Origin of the sequence: Peribacillus sp. NPDC097675, assembly GCF_050277655.1 — a bacterium.
GTDB lineage: Bacteria > Bacillota > Bacilli > Bacillales > DSM-1321 > Peribacillus.
This window is the reverse complement of record NZ_JBNNSK010000016.1, coordinates 26670-43203: the sequence shown is the minus strand read 5'-3', so window position 1 is coordinate 43203 and position 16534 is coordinate 26670. Positions and strand designations below refer to the sequence as shown.

Genomic DNA, 16534 nt, shown 5'->3' with positions numbered 1-16534 from the left:
AATCATAATAAGCACATTATATAGGGAGGGCTACCCTTCTGCAAGGATATTACCCTATATATGCACTTTCGGAAAAATCTATTTTGTACATGAACTGTTCTAACGTGTAGCCTTTTAATAACTTAAGTGTTTCCTGTTCGGCCTCAATCATGATTTCTTCCAAAGCATGATCGAGCTGTTTTCCGACTTCCCCACATTCACTCGTGACCAAACTATCCAGACATTCCGGTCGTACCGCTAGATATACATCCGCCAAGGTCAGCACATCGGCGGGTATATTGAGACTATATCCACCCTCGCGTCCTTCCTTCGTTTCCACTATTCCGGCTACCGCAAGCTGGGCCATCACCCTACGTAGAAATGTAGCATGCGAATCGACCTTAGACGCTATCACCGAACTCGTCAGCAGCTCTCCGCTTTGAGCCAACCAAACGAGAGAATGAATGGCAATGGAAAATCGAGCAGGTCCGATTTTATTATTTTTAGTAATTGAAGACATCCCCATTCCTCCTTACCAAACCGAAGATTTAAGACTAGTATACTATGTTCCTATCTCTGGAACAAATGGCCCTTTTACTCCTTAGCGCTTATATAATATGGTAAAATTATCAGAATAATAGAATTTCATTTACAGGAGAGAATGTATGAGAGGAAAATCCGCTTATCTATTCGTCATAATGGGTGCCATGCTGTGGGGAACGACGGGTACCGCCCAATCATTCTCCCCCGATGGCGCCCATCCCTTTGCCATCGGTTCAGTTCGCCTTGCTTTTGGAGGTATGGTGCTTGTACTGATCGCTTTCTTGCAAAAGAAATTAAAGGTTCATAATTGGCCAGTAAGAGAAACGCTCTTGGCGACACTAGGCATGGCATGTTATCAACCCCTATTTTTCATGGCCGTCAGTCTAACTGGTATCGCCATCGGTACCATCATTACACTGAGCAGCGCTCCCATCATTGCCGGTTTCCTTGAATGGATGGTTGAAAAAAGGCGCCCCACAGCGATCTGGTGGCTGGCAACGGGATTATCGATTGCGGGGTGCCTGCTTCTCTTTTCAAATGAAGGGTCAGGAGCAATCGACCCAATCGGGATCCTATTGGCACTTGGTGCGGGTATGGCCTTTAGCGTGTATACACTCGTCAGTAAAAAGATCCTGGACAGCCAGCCTCCAGAAGCAACGGCTGCCGTCATCTTCACGTTAAGCGCCTTGCTATTGTCCCCTATGCTATTCATCTTTGATAGTAGCTGGATCGTCACCACCAACGGATTGGCCGTCAGCCTTCACCTTGGTCTTTTTGCAACCGCATTAGCTTACTTGCTTTTCAACAAAGGCCTTACATCCGTCCCATCGTCAACCGCGGTTTCCTTGTCTTTGGCCGAACCCTTGGTGGCGGCGCTTCTTGGTGTCTTCCTTGTCGGGGAGAACTTGAGCCTGCTGAACTGGTTTGGTGTTGGATTGCTGTTATGCGGGATCTTTTCCCTGACCTTTTCACCGAAGGCATCTGCTCCCATCGAAAAGAGCACTTTATCCTAATTTGAAAATAGGGGTTTCAAGATACTCTTTCTCGTACATTATTTATTTTTTACGAAGTAATACAAAAACCATACGGCATGGTTTTGCTCATCTGCGGCAGCACGACGGAAAGCTTTTCTTACCGAGCGGTCTGCCGCACCATCTGCTGTTTCCAAATAAAAATCCACGGTTTCCTGTTCATCCTGAATGGCGAACTCCAACCCGTCTTTATATGAATTCGGGCATTCTTCCGTCACTTTAGGTTGGGGTTGAACTCCGGTCAGATTGATATACAGTTGTGAAAACATCTGAAAATGTTTAATCTCATCTTTCCTAATCTCAAGAATCCGCTTCCGCTCTATCTCATTAGGAGCCATCCTAGCTATTTTTTCGTAACATTGGATGGCGCTATACTCCCCATTGATCGCCTTTTCTAGCTTCCGTACCATGGCAGCCTGCTGCCTATCCTCTTCATGATTATTTCCTACATATTCATACATATTTAAGGACCTCCCATTCTTCTTTCAATCATCTTATGACAAATGTAGGAATAGGTGCCCATCTGTGCACTGCCTCTTCACGCTCAAGTAGAGAAAGCGCATCTTCCTTTTCCTTTACTTTGAATAAAACCATTTTCAATATTTGTATAATTATTGTACAATGTTTGTATATTTAATTTTCAACAAGGGAGGGTCTCATACATACATGACATTGGATGAAGTTTTATATAAAGTGTTCCTTTTTTGGTACGCTTGCGGAATCGTTCTGCTTAGCTTTGATTGGATACCATCATGGTTAGAATGGGCAAATGCCATGTTCCTGATATTGGCCGGATCGTTAGCGGTGATATTTTTTTTCAAGAAGTTCAATTGGCAGTACGGCATCTTGATTAGTAGTGTCATATTTTCTTTTTCCTTTCTAATAGAATACCTTGGCTCTGCCTATAATATTTTATTTGGACAGTATGGCTATACGGAAAAATTCGCCCCCAATTTATTCGAGGTCCCAATTGCCATTGGGTTTGCGTGGCTGATGGTGATGGGAACGTCTCATGTATTGGCAAGGAGAATCGTTCCACGGGGCAACCTTTTATATGCCATTGTCGGAGGAGGCATTGCAGTTGTCATCGATTTAATCATCGATCCCGTTTCCTATAAGGTGAAACAATATTGGCTCTGGGAAGAAACGGGCATTTATTACGGGATTCCCTTTAGTAATTTTTTCGGCTGGTTTCTTGTCGCCTTCATCCTTCATCTGTTTCTCTTGTTCGTCATCAAATGGAAGAACGGCACAAACGAAAATATACTATGGGAAAACCGGATGATTACTTTATTCGTACTGATGATCGTGATGTTCATCTTATTGGGCATACTCGGGAAGCTCTGGCTGGCAAGTTCGCTCACCTCTTTATTAGCCTGCTTACTTCTCATATTCGCCTTAAGAAAGACAACTAGATGATACAAGCCAATAAAAGTCGACTATTCCACTCGATGTTTTCCTTTTATCATCAATGTTTATTACGCCGATCCTTTGATCAAGTCTATCTATATTCCAAAGGGAATTTCCCCACAACCCCGGTTATCTATATAGCAAATCATAGTTCTTGGTGGGATGGACTCCTTTATTTTCACCTAGTTCGAACCGTCCTGCCTGAAGACGTCTATATCATGATGCATGAATCGGGGTTAAAGCAATATCCATATTTCAAAAGATTAGGAGCCTTTTCCATAAACCGCTCTAATCCAAAGGATATCTTGCGCTCCCTTCGCTATGCAGAGCAGTTAGTACAAGAAGGAAAGAGTGTCTGGATGTTTCCACAAGGAGAAGAATGCCATTTAGAGAAGCGTCCGCTTGGCTTTCAACCAGGCATTTCGTACATGTTGGAACGCTTGCCCCACATACAGGTCGTCCCGATTAGCTTTTATTATTCATTCGGCCATAAAAAAAAGCCGGAAGTGTACATTGAAGCTGGCCACCCTTTATATCATCATGATTTACCCGGTCGTTCGCGGACCGAAAAAACGGCTGGATTGGAACAAGTCTGCACCGAACAACTGAATGAACTGAAGGAGCTCGTCGTAACGAGGCAACTGAACATGTTTTCGAATTTACTTTAGGAGAGTGTTCCATGTTATTTATCTTGATCCCCTGCTTAACGATTTTTGTCATATGGACGATCCTGAATGCCCTATGCTTGCCAAGGTTACCAAAACAAGCGTCACTAGAAAGAACTCCGCTTGTTTCCGTAATGGTTCCCATGAGAAATGAGGAGCGGAACGCCCTTTCCATCGTCCAATGTTTAAAGTCCCTAACCTATCCGAATCTTGAATTCATTTTATTAGATGATCAGTCAACGGACCAAACATGTTCGATTTTGAAAAAACAAATCGAAGGGGACAGCAGATTTCGCCTCCTATCGGGGGGAAATCTGCCTAACCAATGGGTAGGCAAGGTTCATGCATGTCATCAGCTGCAACAAGAGGCCAATGGGGACTACTTCCTTTTTGTCGACGCGGATGTTCGCTTGAAGCCCCACTGTCTTGAAAAATCCATTTCGCTTATGCAAACAAGCCATGTGCAACTGTTAACGGGATTTTCTGCGTTTGAAGTCCCTTCTTTTCTTAGCAAACTACTAGTTCCGATGCAGCACTTTGTCGTCTTGTTTCATTTGCCCCTCATGATTGCCAACCGAACGAATATCCTAGCCACCACCGCTGCCCATGGAGGATTTATGCTGTTTGAACGAGTGGCATATAGGAAGATGGGGGGACACGAGACGGTTCGCTCATCTTTAGTCGAAGATGTCCATATTGCACGGAGGATGAAAGAAAAGGGGTTTAATGTATTGCTTGCCAACATTACCGATGAAGTGTCATGCCGGATGTATGAGACAAACCGGGAAGTATGGGAAGGGTTTTTAAAAAACATCTACAACGGCTTAGGACGATCTTTTCCCTTAGTCGTTTTATTGACAATTTTTTATGGTTTCTTTTACATAGGGCCACTTCTCTTGCTTGTGTTCGGGATTTTTCAGTTAGAGCCAATTTATTTCATTCCCTATATTCTCGTGACCTGCCAGCGTTACATTGTAGACCGAGTGACGAATCAACGAGGTTATCTATCACTCTTGATGCCCTTATCCGCTGCTTCATTCATTTGCATTATGCATGCCTCCATGTGGAGATCATGGTCCAAACAATCCTACGAATGGAAAGGACGGTTCTATTCATGAAAAAAGTGGCCATCATTGGCGGCGGTCTCGGTGGTTTATCTTCGGCCATCACCCTTGCTAACAAGGGATTTCACGTTGAACTATTCGAAAAGAATCAACATTTTGGTGGAAAATTAATGCCGATTCAACTTAGTGATTACTCGTTTGACTTCGGTCCCAATACCATCACGATGCCTTCTGTATTTAAGCGAGTGATCGAACAAACGGGTTCACGGTCTGAAGATTATTTTGAGATGATTAAATTGGATAATCATACACGCAACATATTTCCGGATGGAACCCAGTTCGATTTTTCAAGCAATCAGCAAGTAATGCTTTCGCAACTTCAGGAACTTGATCCTACCGGAGCAGGAAATTATCACTCTTTCCTTAAGGAAATCACTAGATTATTCAAGCTATCTGAACAATACTTCTTACCAAGAACGTTTCGTTCGTGGCGTGATTATGTCTCACCATCCTTAGGGGCGGCGATGTTGCGGGTACGGCCACTGCAAACATTGGATTCCTTTTTCCAATCTTACTTTTCCAACCCCCGTATCATCGAAGCTTATAATCGATATGCGACATATATCGGCTCATCACCATTCCAGGCGCCTGCGACGTTTGCAATGATTGCTTATCTAGAAATGGTCGAAGGGGTGTACTATGTAAAAGGCGGCAATGTGAAAATCGCCGAAAGTTTCGCTTCTCTTGCCATGAAGCTGGGTGTTGGTCTTCATAGTGAATCGGAAGTAAAGAGGGTCCTCGTGTCCGGTAAAAAAGCAACGGGAATTGAGTTACAAAGCGGGGAAAAAGTGATGGCTGACTATGTGATCATGAACGCAGATTTATTGAAAGCCTACCCGGAACTCGTACCCGAAAAGGAACGTCCTTCTTTCAAAAATGAAAAGGTGGATAAATTGGAACCGTCCATTTCGGCATTCGTTGTCATGGTGGGTATCAATAAACGGTTTCCTCAGTTGAAACATCATACCGTTTATTTTTCCGATGATTATCGACAAGAGTTTAACGACATCTTCATTCATAAAACATACAGCGACAAGCCGACCATCTATATTTGCAACTCATCCCATACGGACCCTGACCGCTCGCCAAAAGGGGATAATTTGTTCATCCTGGTGAACGCCCCTGCTCTTCCTCTTGATGGGAATCTGCAAATCGACCCTGTTGCCTATAAAGAACTGATTTTTGAAACGCTGTCTTCTCGTGGTCTCGATCTTACTGATCATATCGTGGAAGAGAAAATCATCACTCCTTCCGATATTGCCTCGCAATTCGGTGCCTATCGCGGGGCCTTATATGGAGTATCTGCCAATCGAAAAAAAGATGCCTTTCTACGCCCGCAAAACACCAGTAAAGATATCAAACACCTATTTTTTGTAGGCGGCAGCACTCACCCTGGCGGTGGCTCTCCAATGGTCACGATTAGTGGACTAAATGTAGCCCACGCTATCATTGAACTGGAGCAATAAAAAACAGGTCACTTCCAGTGAGAAGTGGCCTGTTTTTTCTACATATTGACGAGTAACTGTTGTTTTGTCCTATCAGACACAAAATGCTTTTCATGAAAGACTTGGTGTTGCTTCGAACGAATGACCGTTAGAATTTCACGGTATAAATAGGCGGCGCTTTTGACTGGTATCCGTGAATACAGGGGATATTCGTCCATCGTTTGAAGAGCTTCTTGATAAAAACCTTCAGCCTGCTTTGCTAAATCCTCCCACACCTCTACAAAAGGAGCATCCACACGTTCCGACCATAGCCCATCTTTTCTCAAACCATGATTCTCCATCACATCTTCGGGCAAGTATACCCGATTCCGTTCCAAGTCCTCTCCTATATCTCTCAATATATTAGTGAGCTGCATGGCCAATCCTAATGAAACGGCCCCGGCTTTTAGAACGGCCACTTTCCTCGGCGCAAGAATTGGCAGCAACATCAGGCCTACGGTACTCGCTACATGATAACAGTAATCCAACAGTTGATTCATCGTTTCATAACGGTTGATCGTTAAATCCATTTCCTGGCCTTTGATTAATTCACGGAAATGCTGCTCATCCATCTCATAACGTCGGAAAACATCATGGAGTGCCACCCACATGGGATTGGATACATCGTACATCCCACCCAGAAAATGCTCGAATTCACTTTTGAATCTGGCAAGTTCCGCTGTAGGATTCTCCCCTTCATCCACAATGTCATCCACCGTCCGGCAGAAGGCATAAACGGCCCATACTGCTTTACGCTCATCCTTTGGCAATATCGAAAAGGCCTTATAAAAGGTTTTTGAATGGTGGGCAATCACCATTTCACAATACTGGTATGCCTCTTTCACATCATACATGGACACTCACTCCTTTTAGAGCTTGATCTTTCAATATTTGATCTGCGAGTAATTTTGCACCTTGCATGACAAGTGGAATCCCCCCGCCCGGATGAATGGATGCTCCAACTGCGTATAGATTTTCGATAGGGTACGGTTTCACTTGTGGACGGAAAACGCCAGATTGCATTAAGGTCGGTGCGACCCCGAAACTTCCACCTTTATATAAGCCAGATTGCTCTGCATCAGTTGGTGTGCGTATTTCCATCCATTCAATGGCTTCCCGCAATCCTGGAAAAGCTGATTTCTCCATACGGTCGATTATTTGATCGATCCATTCCGTTTCATTGGACCAATCGATAGACGAATCGGCAGGAACCGGCACCAACGTGTACATCACACCTTTTCCTTCTGGAGCCAAGCTATCATCGATGATGGACGGATGAAATGTATAAATCGAAGGATTGACAGGCAGGCTCTTTCGATCGAATACGTCTTTCATATGCTCGGAAAAATTATCACCCATGAAATATTGATGCACGTTCGCTTCCCTATAAATCCGGTTTAAACCAAAATACAGAAGGATGCAGCCCGAAGATGGAGTGAACTTCCTTTTCTCCTTTCGATTCAATACTTGCTTGATGTTTGGAAAGTCACCGTTAAACACGACAGAATCATAGGCCGTATACCCGTCTTTTGTCTCTATTCCCGTTACTTTCTGATGTTCAGTACGGATATTCGTTACTTTACTATTAAGGTGAATCGTCACATTGCGCCTTTTCAGCTCTTCTACAAGAACCGGTATGAGGCTTGCGTAGCCACCTTTTAGATAGTGGACACCCTGCTCATGCTCAGCAAATGAAACCAACGAGTACATGGCGGGAACTTGAAATGGATTACCACCAACATATAAAGATTGAAGGGCATAGACTGATTGCAATCTTTCGTCTTTAAAGTATTGAGACATGAGCTTTTGCACCGACTGATAAGGTTTTAGCTTCATCAACGTTTTGAGCTTGCTTGGTGTCCAGAAATCTTTAGGGTTGACGAATGATTCTTCCAGGAACGATTTCTTACCTAATTCAAGTCGGTACCTTCCCTCTTTCATAAAGCGTTTGAAACCCTCCACTTCAGAAGGAAATACGCGCCTGAACTCTTCTACTTGTCGATCAACATCCGGATATTTGGTGAATGTCAATCCATCAGGAAATTGAATGGAATAGAGGGGATCGCATAGAAGGAGTTCATAGTTTTTACGGTCGATGCCCGCTTCGTCTAAAAGTTGCTGAAACATTTCGGGCAGAAGTACGATGGTAGGGCCTTGGTCAATCCGAAAGCCATCTTTTTCGACAAAGGTTAACCTACCTCCAAGCTTCGCCTCTTTTTCGTAAATACTGACATCAATTCCTTGCTTCGATAAAAACAATGCACCCAATAGGCCTCCGACACCGCCGCCAATAATCGCTGCTTTCATCAAAATCCCTCCACAACTGGAAGCGGTAATACCGGGATGGTATCCTGCTTATCTTGTTCTAAAATGCCATTTGCCGTAATCCGTGCAGATTCAAGGATGGTCGGAAGGCCCGATCCAGGATGGGTTCCTCCACCCACAAGCCAACAATGCTTAAGCTCTTCAAACTGGTTATGCGGCCTAAATACCATCATTTGCGAAAGTTGGTGCCCCAGGTTGAAAGTCGCTCCTTTATAAACCAATTTGTCTTCTTCCCAGTTACGAGGAGTGATCATTTTTTCTACCTCTATATACTGTTCAAGGTTTTTAAAACCGGTTTTTTCTTCGACTGTCTTTAAAATGAGTTGTCGGAACGTTTGTTGCTCTTCTTCCCAATCGATTCCACTGAAGTTATTCGGGACTGGTGCCAAAATATAAAGGGTGGACTTGCCTTCAGGAGCTAACGTCGGATCGGTTACACTTGCATTTTGAATATAGATCGACGAGTCTTCAGAGAGGATTTTCAGATTCGTTATTTCCTCGACATTCTTTTGGTAGTCCTTCGAGAAAACGATTGTATGATGAGGCAAGTCGAACTTTTTATTCAAACCTAGATACAACATAAAGGTGGAGCAAGAATATTTTTTCTTCGCCAGCTTTTCAGGCGTATACTTCTTTAATTGGCCTTTACCGACCAGGTTGGTCATTACGTGGGCAAAATCACCGTTGATGATGACTTCATCCGCTTCCACTCTTTCACCACTTTCAAGGTCTACCCCTTTTACCGTTTTACCTTCAATCCAAAGACTTTTCACCCCGCTATTCGTGTGGATTTCCCCTCCATGTTCACGGACGACTTTTGCCATCGATTTGGATAGCTCATTCACTCCGCCGATTGGATGAAAGACACCATACGCATGTTCCATATATGACAGGATGGAAAAGGCACCTGGACATTCCCACGGCGACATCCCTAAGTACTTGGACTGAAACGTGAATGCCAGCTTCAATTCTTCCTCTGTAAAATAACGCGATAAGACATCATATAGCGTCTTATTCAATTCAAGCTCCGGTAGTGCCCGCAGAACCTTCGGCTGGAAGTAATGCATGAACCGGTCCATCTTCGATTGCAAAATGGGTGATAGGGCTTCCATTTTCTTTGCCGTTTCCTTCAAGAATCTTTCATATCCCTCTCCATTACCTGGATACAACGATTCGATTTCCCGTTTCATCTGCTCTTTATCCCGCGTCATAAGCAATTTCCGTTTTTCAAAAATCAGTTCATACATCGGATTAAGCTCAACGGCATTCAAATAATCATGCAAATTTCTCCCTGCAGCCGTAAATAGTTCTTCGACGATATGAATCATCGATAAGAAAGTTGGTCCCATATCAAACTTATATTCTCCTAAACGAACTTCGGCATTTCGACCACCGATATACGATTGCTTTTCATAGACTTTTACATCGTATCCTTTACTTGCTAAAATCATGGCTGCAGCTAACCCTCCTGGCCCCGCACCAACAATAATCATACGCTTTTTCATGCCATCGCCTCCTATCTGTACATATATTATACAAACATTATACAACGGCTATATGCGAAATACCACAAATTTTATTAGTTCAAGCTTTCCACATGTTAAAACACTTCTAAAAACCCTGTTTTAAAAGCATTTAGCAGAAAAAATTTTATAAACTGAGGCCTTCCATTCATTGTACAAACATTAAACACCGTATACAGACCTTACATGATTCATAGAAAAAGGCAGAAATGTTGATTTCCCAACATTTCTGCCTTTTTTACAAATTAAATAGAGCCTCTGAGTCCTTCCCACTAAATAAGTAATCAGGGTATTATCATGTAAGTCTACCCAGACTAATCAACCAGCACCAGCTTGTCTTTTGGAAAAACCAGAATGATATCCTGCCCCACATGATAAGGATCATTCATTTCCTGATTCACAATAAAATCCCCTATGGGCGTTTCCACATCAAATTGATAGTTTCTTCCCAAATACGTACATAGCTTAATTCTACCCGGTAAACAGTTCTGTAACATACTCTCAGAAGGTCTTTTAGCCATAATAATTAAATCGTCCGGCCTAATCGTGCCTGTTTTCCCTGTCAGGTCATTTTTGTGCGCGTTCTTTTGGATGACAAATGCGTAACCTGATTTAATCAGCACCAGGTACTCTCCATCGTTCTTTCGCTCATCAAATCCAATGAAGTTCCTATACCCGATAAAGTCGGCGACAAATTTGGTTTGGGGGTGTTTATAGATGGTTGCCGGATTACAACACTGCTCAATGCCCCCTTGATTCATGATGGCCACTTGGTCGGATATTGCCAAACATTCTTCTTGGTCATGAGATACATACACCGTGGTAATCCCTAATTTTTGCTGAATCCGGCGGATTTCCGTTCTCATATTCACCCGTAAGTTTGCATCCAGGTTACTCAACGGTTCGTCCATTAAAAGGATATCTGGTTCAGTGACAAGCGCCCGTGCTATCGCGATACGTTGCTTTTGCCCACCGGAAAGCTCTTGCGGATACCTACTCCCAAACCCTGTCATCTTAACGGTTTCCAGCACATCCATGACACGCTTTTCTATCTCCATTTGGGATACCTTTCTTAACCTGAGTCCGAATGCGATATTATTGAAGATCGTCAGATGCGGAAATAAAACATAGTTTTGAAACACAAAGCCAAAGTTTCGCTTGTTAACAGGAATTTTCGTATAATCCCTATCATTAAAAATGAACTTCCCTTTCTTCGCTTTTAGAAATCCGGCAATCAAACGGAGTGTCGTCGTTTTCCCACATCCGCTCGGTCCAAGTAGTGAAACCAGCTCCCCTTTTTCAATTTCAAGATTGAAGTCTTTTAAAATACTTTGTTTTTTGTACGCTACCGATATATCTTGTAAAGCAAACAGGGCCATCCGTCATTCCTCCATCATGAAAATCACAGAAAATCAATCTCTTCATTTTTGTAAATAGTATGGACCTTCTTCGTGAAATACATGTAAAAATACGTTAACTCTGTTCATCAAGACATCGACCTTCCTGATTGAACTAGTGATTATGGCTAATAAAAAAGTGAATTTTTAGGTAAGTTATCTAAAGAGTTTTAGAGGGATGCATGATATTCTAAATATATGTCAGAAAACATAACATAAAATGTAAATAAATAGAACATACGCTATATTTTACTTCGCCCATTGAAAGGATTGATCAGATGATGAGCTTAGAAACTTTAAATGAACAAGTTAGAACAGATTTATCCTACCTTGCCATTGGAGACCACAATCGGGTACCCCCATTGAACCAACCGAAAGGCCATGTCTATGATGCCATTATTGTTGGTGGTGGACAAAGTGGATTGGGTACGGCTTTCGGCCTTTTACGGGAAAAAATATCTAATATCCTTGTCATCGATGAAAATAACGAAGGGTTGGAAGGCCCCTGGAAAACCTATGCACGTATGGTAACATTGCGAACGCCTAAGCATTTGACCACTATTGACCTTGGCATCCCTTCGTTGACTTTCCGGGCATGGTGGGAAGCGCAGTTTGGACAGGAAAGCTGGGAGAGGATGGATAAGATACCACGCGAGGAATGGATGAATTATCTGAAGTGGTACCGGGAGGTTCTCAAACTGCCTGTCATCAACAAGGTAAAACTAAAACTAGTCGAGCCTACGGAAGAAGGGATTCATAAACTCCATATAGAAGGGCAAGGAGCACGCTCAACCTTACTGCTTGCACGCAAAATCATTTTAGCCACTGGAATCCAAGGTGGCGGCGAATGGCATATTCCATCTATGATAACAGAGAACTTGCCTCGTCACCTCTATGCACATACCTCTGAATCCATTGATTTCCCCTCCCTTAAAGGGAAAAAGATCGCTATTTTGGGCGGCGGTGCCTCTGCTTTCGATAATGCCCACTTCGCACTCTCTGAAGGAGTGGCAAAAGCCCATGTCTTTATCCGGCGCCAGGAGATTCCCCGCATTAATCCGATTCGCCACATGGAGGCTTCGGGCATAATCGAGCGGTTCCACACCTTATCGGATGCTGATAAGTATGCCGTGATGACCCATTTCTTTACGCATAATCAACCACCGACCACCGACATGTTTCAACGTGCATCTTCCTGGCCCGGCTTTGGCATGCACTTAGGCTCGCCGTGGCTTCAGGTAAAGAATGTGGACAATCAAGCTGTTGTGACAACACCTAAGGGGACATACACATTCGACTATCTGATTGTTAGTACAGGTCTGGTCACCGATCCCTCCTTACGTCCCGAATTAAAGCTGGTAGAAAGCCATATTGCCCGTTGGAGCGATTGCTATGATGCTCCGGATGAAACAGCTAATCCCATTATCGATGCACACCCTTACCTCAGTCCAGGCTTCGCTTTTCAAAGCCGTGATGAAAAAGGAAAAAGATTGCTTCATGGAATTTTCGCCTTTAATTATTCCGCCTTGATCAGTTGCGGCATTTCAGCCTCAGCGCTTTCAGGATTGCGGTTCAGCATCCCCAAATTGGTAGCCGCTGTGGCTGAACAGCTTTTCACCGACAATCGTTCAGACATTCTCAAAAAGTTCTTTGATTATAATGAGGTAGAGTTTACTGAAGAATGGCCCCGAAAAGAACGACAAACAGACTCTGGATCTCAGACATTCAAATACTCGATCCCCAGTTAAAACTTGTTAGGTTTAACCGCTTCATACGAAAGGCTTGCTGGTTCAATCTAAACAGCAAGCCTTTTAACTGAAGAGAGAAACAATCTCTCAACAATTATTTCCTGCCCTGTTGTACAATTAAGATAACGCTTACAAATTACAAGCATTCGAACACGGGAGGTTCTCATGGGTTTGTTAGAGATTGATCTATTGTTTGAAACAAGGAACCAGTTGATTGATGAAATTTCAGGATTGAACAGTCAAATAATAAATAACAGAACATCTGGTAGTTGGAACATCGCCCAAGTTTGTCATCATCTCTTTCTTACTGAGAAGGTCTTTACAGAAGCTATCATCAGCGGTTTACAAGATAGGGACTATAAACATATCATCCAAAAAAACATCTATTTAACTTCTGATCTCACAAAAAAATTCAAAGCACCTAAAAACGTGTTACCTTCTCAAGAACATTTGAATCCAATTGTATTGTTGGATCAGCTGTTCGAATCAAGAAACCTTTTACTGAATGTAATCTTTGAGCAGGAGGATCGAACCATTTTTCTTAGAAAAAAAGCAAAGCATCCCCTATTCAACGATTTATCTTTAGAGCAATGGGTTGAATTATTATCCTTACATGAGCAAAGGCATACTGAACAAATAAAAGATGCGAAGCTTCATCTCATGTAAAAACCGCACCAAGTAGGAGCGGTTTTGCTTGTTATTTAACCCTAATTCTTTCACCTATAAACTCAACAGCATTCATAAATTCGGAAACAAATCCTTCCCGATTGACGCTATACAATACATGGACATTTGGTGTTTGACCGCTCCGCCTCGTATAATCCACAACCGTAGCACCCGCTGTCAAGCGACCTTCCATCTCAACTTGCACGTAATAATCTTCTCCTATGAATAGTTCTGGCTTTAATACATACATCACGGCACAAAGATCGTGAAAGCGTAACACTTCAGCAAAATGAGATTCGTAAAATGGCGTTTGTTCTGCAATATGTAAATAGAATGTTAGCATTTTGTACACTTTATCCGAAAAGTCTGTACCCATATCTAAAATGAGATGGGCTTCTTCTAGAGTCACATACGCTTTATGTGTCACATCTAATCCGCTCATTACGATCCGCACACCTGAACGGAGGACGATTTCTGCAGCATGTGGGTCGACATATGCGTTAAATTCAGCGTTCGGTGACATATTGCCACCAACTGCAGCACCTCCCATCCAAGATATGCATTCGATTTTCGGCTTTACTTCAGGATGCGCTAACAAAAGAGCCGCCACATTCGTTAACGGTCCTGTAGCCACAATTGTCATTTTTTCCTCACTCGCCAAAATTGTCTCGAGCATCGCCGTTATGGCAGGACGGTCACTAACCGGCAATGTCGGCTCCGGAAATGCAACATTCGCGAAACCACTTTCCCCGTGAACATCCTCAGCCACTTCCAGTTCACGGAAAATGGGTTGATCTAATCCCCTTGCTATTTCCACATCAGCGCCAATATAACTCAGGAAGGTCCGCGCATTGTAATTCGTTTTATCCTGAGAGATATTCCCTGAACAGGTTGTAACTAAACGGACGTCCGACACTTCACTTGCAAACGCAAGTGTCAACATCATGGCATCATCAATCCCTGGATCTGTATCGATAATCATGGGTATTTTACGCATATAGGAAACCACCTTTTAACGTTTCACATACTTCAATAGTATGGGCTTTTCACATCAATTGAAACTCCCCTACCTTTGTTATGTACTTATATTTTCTTTACAAATTCGGATTTTAACTTCATCGCCCCAAAACCATCTATTTTACAATCTATGTCATGGTCGCCTTCGACCAAACGGATACTTTTCACTTTTGTTCCCATTTTCAAGACGGATGAGCTTCCCTTTACTTTAAGATCCTTGATGACCGTTACAGAATCGCCATCGTTCAAAATATTGCCATTGGCATCTTTAATGATCTTTTCATCTTCCTTTTCGAATTCTCTGGACCACTCATGGGCACATTCCGGGCAAACGTAAAGGCTCCCATCTTCGTATGTATATTCGGAATTACATGTTGGGCAATTTGGCAAATCGGACATCTTTTCCATTCCTCCATTCATTAAAGCTCATTCTAATATAATAGCATTTCCCAGACAATGGGAATCGACAAACAGAAGGAAACCATACTCATACGGTCCCTTGTATGTCAACCTTTCACTAGAGTAATCTTATTTAAATTCACCCTTAAGTAAAAAAGCAACATCAAATTCTTTTAACTCATCCATGTTTCTTTTCGGGTCTTCATAAAAATCACTGGACAGGGAAGTGGCACCATTTTCATCAAGTGTATAACAAATACTTGCTAAAACCATTTCACCTTTTAACGGTAGGGGTTCTTCTACTTTTCTCGTAGTAATCGAAGCATTTCCTAACCCCTTCTTCTCCGTCATTAAACTTCTAGAACTCAAAAGATCACTTTCCTCGTCATCCTCAGTCTTTATTCCCGTCGTGAACATAAACTGGTTCTCATCGTCCGGATTTTGGACTCTAGTGAAAATCAATGAACCCTTTCCATAAACCGGAGCAGTAGTGTCATTGATTTTTTCACCAACCAATTTCCCAGATTCATATTTTTCAACCCAAAAATTTACTTCTTGATATGTATCATCTACATCGAAATCGAATACGAAAGCATCATTCGTGATCATTGAAAGAATATCATTTTCCCTATCCGTTAAATCCGCCACGGAAATGGTATTCGTTTCATTACCGCTGCATGCTCCCAAAACAATGACTAGCATCGTCATTAGTGCTGTGTATAAAATCTTCTTCATGCTTTCCCTACCCCTCCGTCAACTAAAAATCGCAAAATCTTCCACATTATATCATTGACTGAATAATAATGCAGTATTTTCACAGGGGTAAACCTTTCTCACAGCACTCGATCTATCGATGGGCCACCCCCTTATTCTTGCTTGCGCACCTGATTCTATAGACAATAAAAAATCTCCCATAAGAAAACAAACGATTACATAAACCGTTTGTTCCTTATGGGAGATGCTCGAATATGCTAGGTTCTTTAGCAATTTTAGTTCAATCCCTAGGCACATCAAGAGCCTGATATGCCTTCTGGTACTTTCCGCCATCAGCGACTTCTGAATGATATAAGGCCTTAAGCGCAAAATTTTTCTCTAAATGATGTTCTTTCATCAACACTTTCAATTGCGTTTGCAATTCCATATTATCTTTCATTAGCTGTTTCATTTGTGTTTTGAAGTATTTCATATGATAGTAACTTCCTTTCAGGAGCTGAGCTCACCCA

General features: G+C 42.6%; 17 protein-coding genes. 7 read left to right on the top strand and 10 right to left on the bottom strand.

What is annotated here, in order from left to right; translation table 11 throughout:
- Positions 1 to 49: 49 nt before the first annotated feature.
- Positions 50 to 499 (bottom strand): Rrf2 family transcriptional regulator, encoded by a 450-nt coding sequence (locus tag ACQKL5_RS19385; RefSeq protein WP_427610504.1) that lies wholly within the window; start codon positions 497 to 499, stop codon positions 50 to 52.
- A 145-nt stretch (positions 500 to 644) separates the two neighbouring features.
- Here ACQKL5_RS19385 and ACQKL5_RS19380 point away from each other — a divergent pair, with 145 nt between their 5' ends.
- The gene (locus ACQKL5_RS19380) at positions 645 to 1535 is read left to right on the top strand and encodes an EamA family transporter (RefSeq protein WP_427610503.1); all 891 of its coding nucleotides are present in this window, start codon (positions 645 to 647) and stop codon (positions 1533 to 1535) included.
- Between the two features lie 38 nt (positions 1536 to 1573).
- Here ACQKL5_RS19380 and ACQKL5_RS19375 read toward each other — a convergent pair whose 3' ends face one another.
- Positions 1574 to 1963 (bottom strand): ferritin-like domain-containing protein, encoded by a 390-nt coding sequence (locus ACQKL5_RS19375; RefSeq protein WP_427610544.1) that lies wholly within the window; start codon positions 1961 to 1963, stop codon positions 1574 to 1576.
- A 256-nt stretch (positions 1964 to 2219) separates the two neighbouring features.
- Here ACQKL5_RS19375 and ACQKL5_RS19370 point away from each other — a divergent pair, with 256 nt between their 5' ends.
- From ACQKL5_RS19370 to ACQKL5_RS19355, 4 genes are read left to right on the top strand one after another with little or no spacing between them, the layout of a single operon-like run.
- Positions 2220 to 2972: a carotenoid biosynthesis protein gene (locus ACQKL5_RS19370; RefSeq protein WP_427610502.1), complete on the top strand. Its 753-nt coding sequence runs from the start codon at positions 2220 to 2222 to the stop codon at positions 2970 to 2972.
- Positions 2969 to 3631, top strand: coding sequence for a lysophospholipid acyltransferase family protein (locus ACQKL5_RS19365; RefSeq protein WP_427610501.1), 663 nt, complete (start codon positions 2969 to 2971; stop codon positions 3629 to 3631). Before ACQKL5_RS19370 ends, ACQKL5_RS19365 begins: the two co-directional genes overlap by 4 nt.
- Before the next feature lie 11 nt (positions 3632 to 3642).
- Positions 3643 to 4746 carry a glycosyltransferase gene (locus ACQKL5_RS19360; protein WP_427610500.1) on the top strand — a complete coding sequence of 368 codons (1104 nt, stop codon included), beginning with the start codon at positions 3643 to 3645 and terminating at the stop codon, positions 4744 to 4746.
- The gene (locus ACQKL5_RS19355; protein WP_427610543.1) at positions 4743 to 6218 is read left to right on the top strand and encodes a phytoene desaturase family protein; all 1476 of its coding nucleotides are present in this window, start codon (positions 4743 to 4745) and stop codon (positions 6216 to 6218) included. Before ACQKL5_RS19360 ends, ACQKL5_RS19355 begins: the two co-directional genes overlap by 4 nt.
- Positions 6219 to 6256: 38 nt before the next feature.
- On the opposite strand, the gene ACQKL5_RS19350 is transcribed toward ACQKL5_RS19355, so the two are convergent.
- The 4 genes from ACQKL5_RS19350 to ACQKL5_RS19335 form a co-directional block, all read right to left on the bottom strand.
- Positions 6257 to 7090, bottom strand: coding sequence for a phytoene/squalene synthase family protein (locus ACQKL5_RS19350; RefSeq protein ID WP_427610499.1), 834 nt, complete (start codon positions 7088 to 7090; stop codon positions 6257 to 6259).
- A complete protein-coding gene (locus tag ACQKL5_RS19345) occupies positions 7083 to 8543 on the bottom strand; it encodes a phytoene desaturase family protein (protein ID WP_427610498.1) in 1461 nt (486 codons plus the stop codon). The genes ACQKL5_RS19350 and ACQKL5_RS19345 overlap by 8 nt, the downstream gene beginning before the upstream one ends.
- A complete protein-coding gene (locus tag ACQKL5_RS19340; protein ID WP_427610497.1) occupies positions 8543 to 10066 on the bottom strand; it encodes a phytoene desaturase family protein in 1524 nt (507 codons plus the stop codon). The genes ACQKL5_RS19345 and ACQKL5_RS19340 overlap by 1 nt, the downstream gene beginning before the upstream one ends.
- A 332-nt stretch (positions 10067 to 10398) precedes the next feature.
- The gene (locus tag ACQKL5_RS19335; RefSeq protein WP_427610496.1) at positions 10399 to 11463 is read right to left on the bottom strand and encodes an ABC transporter ATP-binding protein; all 1065 of its coding nucleotides are present in this window, start codon (positions 11461 to 11463) and stop codon (positions 10399 to 10401) included.
- A 299-nt stretch (positions 11464 to 11762) separates the two neighbouring features.
- Here ACQKL5_RS19335 and ACQKL5_RS19330 point away from each other — a divergent pair, with 299 nt between their 5' ends.
- Complete coding sequence (locus ACQKL5_RS19330; protein WP_427610495.1) at positions 11763 to 13229, top strand: NAD(P)-binding domain-containing protein; 1467 nt, start codon at positions 11763 to 11765, stop codon at positions 13227 to 13229.
- 165 nt (positions 13230 to 13394) lie between these two features.
- Positions 13395 to 13895 carry a DinB family protein gene (locus ACQKL5_RS19325; protein WP_427610494.1) on the top strand — a complete coding sequence of 167 codons (501 nt, stop codon included), beginning with the start codon at positions 13395 to 13397 and terminating at the stop codon, positions 13893 to 13895.
- A 31-nt stretch (positions 13896 to 13926) separates the two neighbouring features.
- Here ACQKL5_RS19325 and ACQKL5_RS19320 read toward each other — a convergent pair whose 3' ends face one another.
- The 4 genes from ACQKL5_RS19320 to ACQKL5_RS19305 all read right to left on the bottom strand — a co-directional run bounded on the left by ACQKL5_RS19320 (position 13927) and on the right by ACQKL5_RS19305 (position 16497).
- The gene (locus tag ACQKL5_RS19320) at positions 13927 to 14892 is read right to left on the bottom strand and encodes a nucleoside hydrolase (RefSeq protein WP_427610493.1); all 966 of its coding nucleotides are present in this window, start codon (positions 14890 to 14892) and stop codon (positions 13927 to 13929) included.
- 86 nt (positions 14893 to 14978) lie between these two features.
- Entirely contained in the window at positions 14979 to 15311 is a 333-nt protein-coding gene (locus ACQKL5_RS19315) for a zinc ribbon domain-containing protein YjdM (RefSeq protein ID WP_427610542.1), read from the bottom strand.
- 129 nt (positions 15312 to 15440) lie between these two features.
- A complete protein-coding gene (locus ACQKL5_RS19310; RefSeq protein WP_427610492.1) occupies positions 15441 to 16046 on the bottom strand; it encodes a hypothetical protein in 606 nt (201 codons plus the stop codon).
- Positions 16047 to 16305: 259 nt separating this feature from the next.
- Complete coding sequence (locus tag ACQKL5_RS19305; protein WP_427610491.1) at positions 16306 to 16497, bottom strand: hypothetical protein; 192 nt, start codon at positions 16495 to 16497, stop codon at positions 16306 to 16308.
- Between the last annotated feature and the right edge of the window lie 37 nt (positions 16498 to 16534).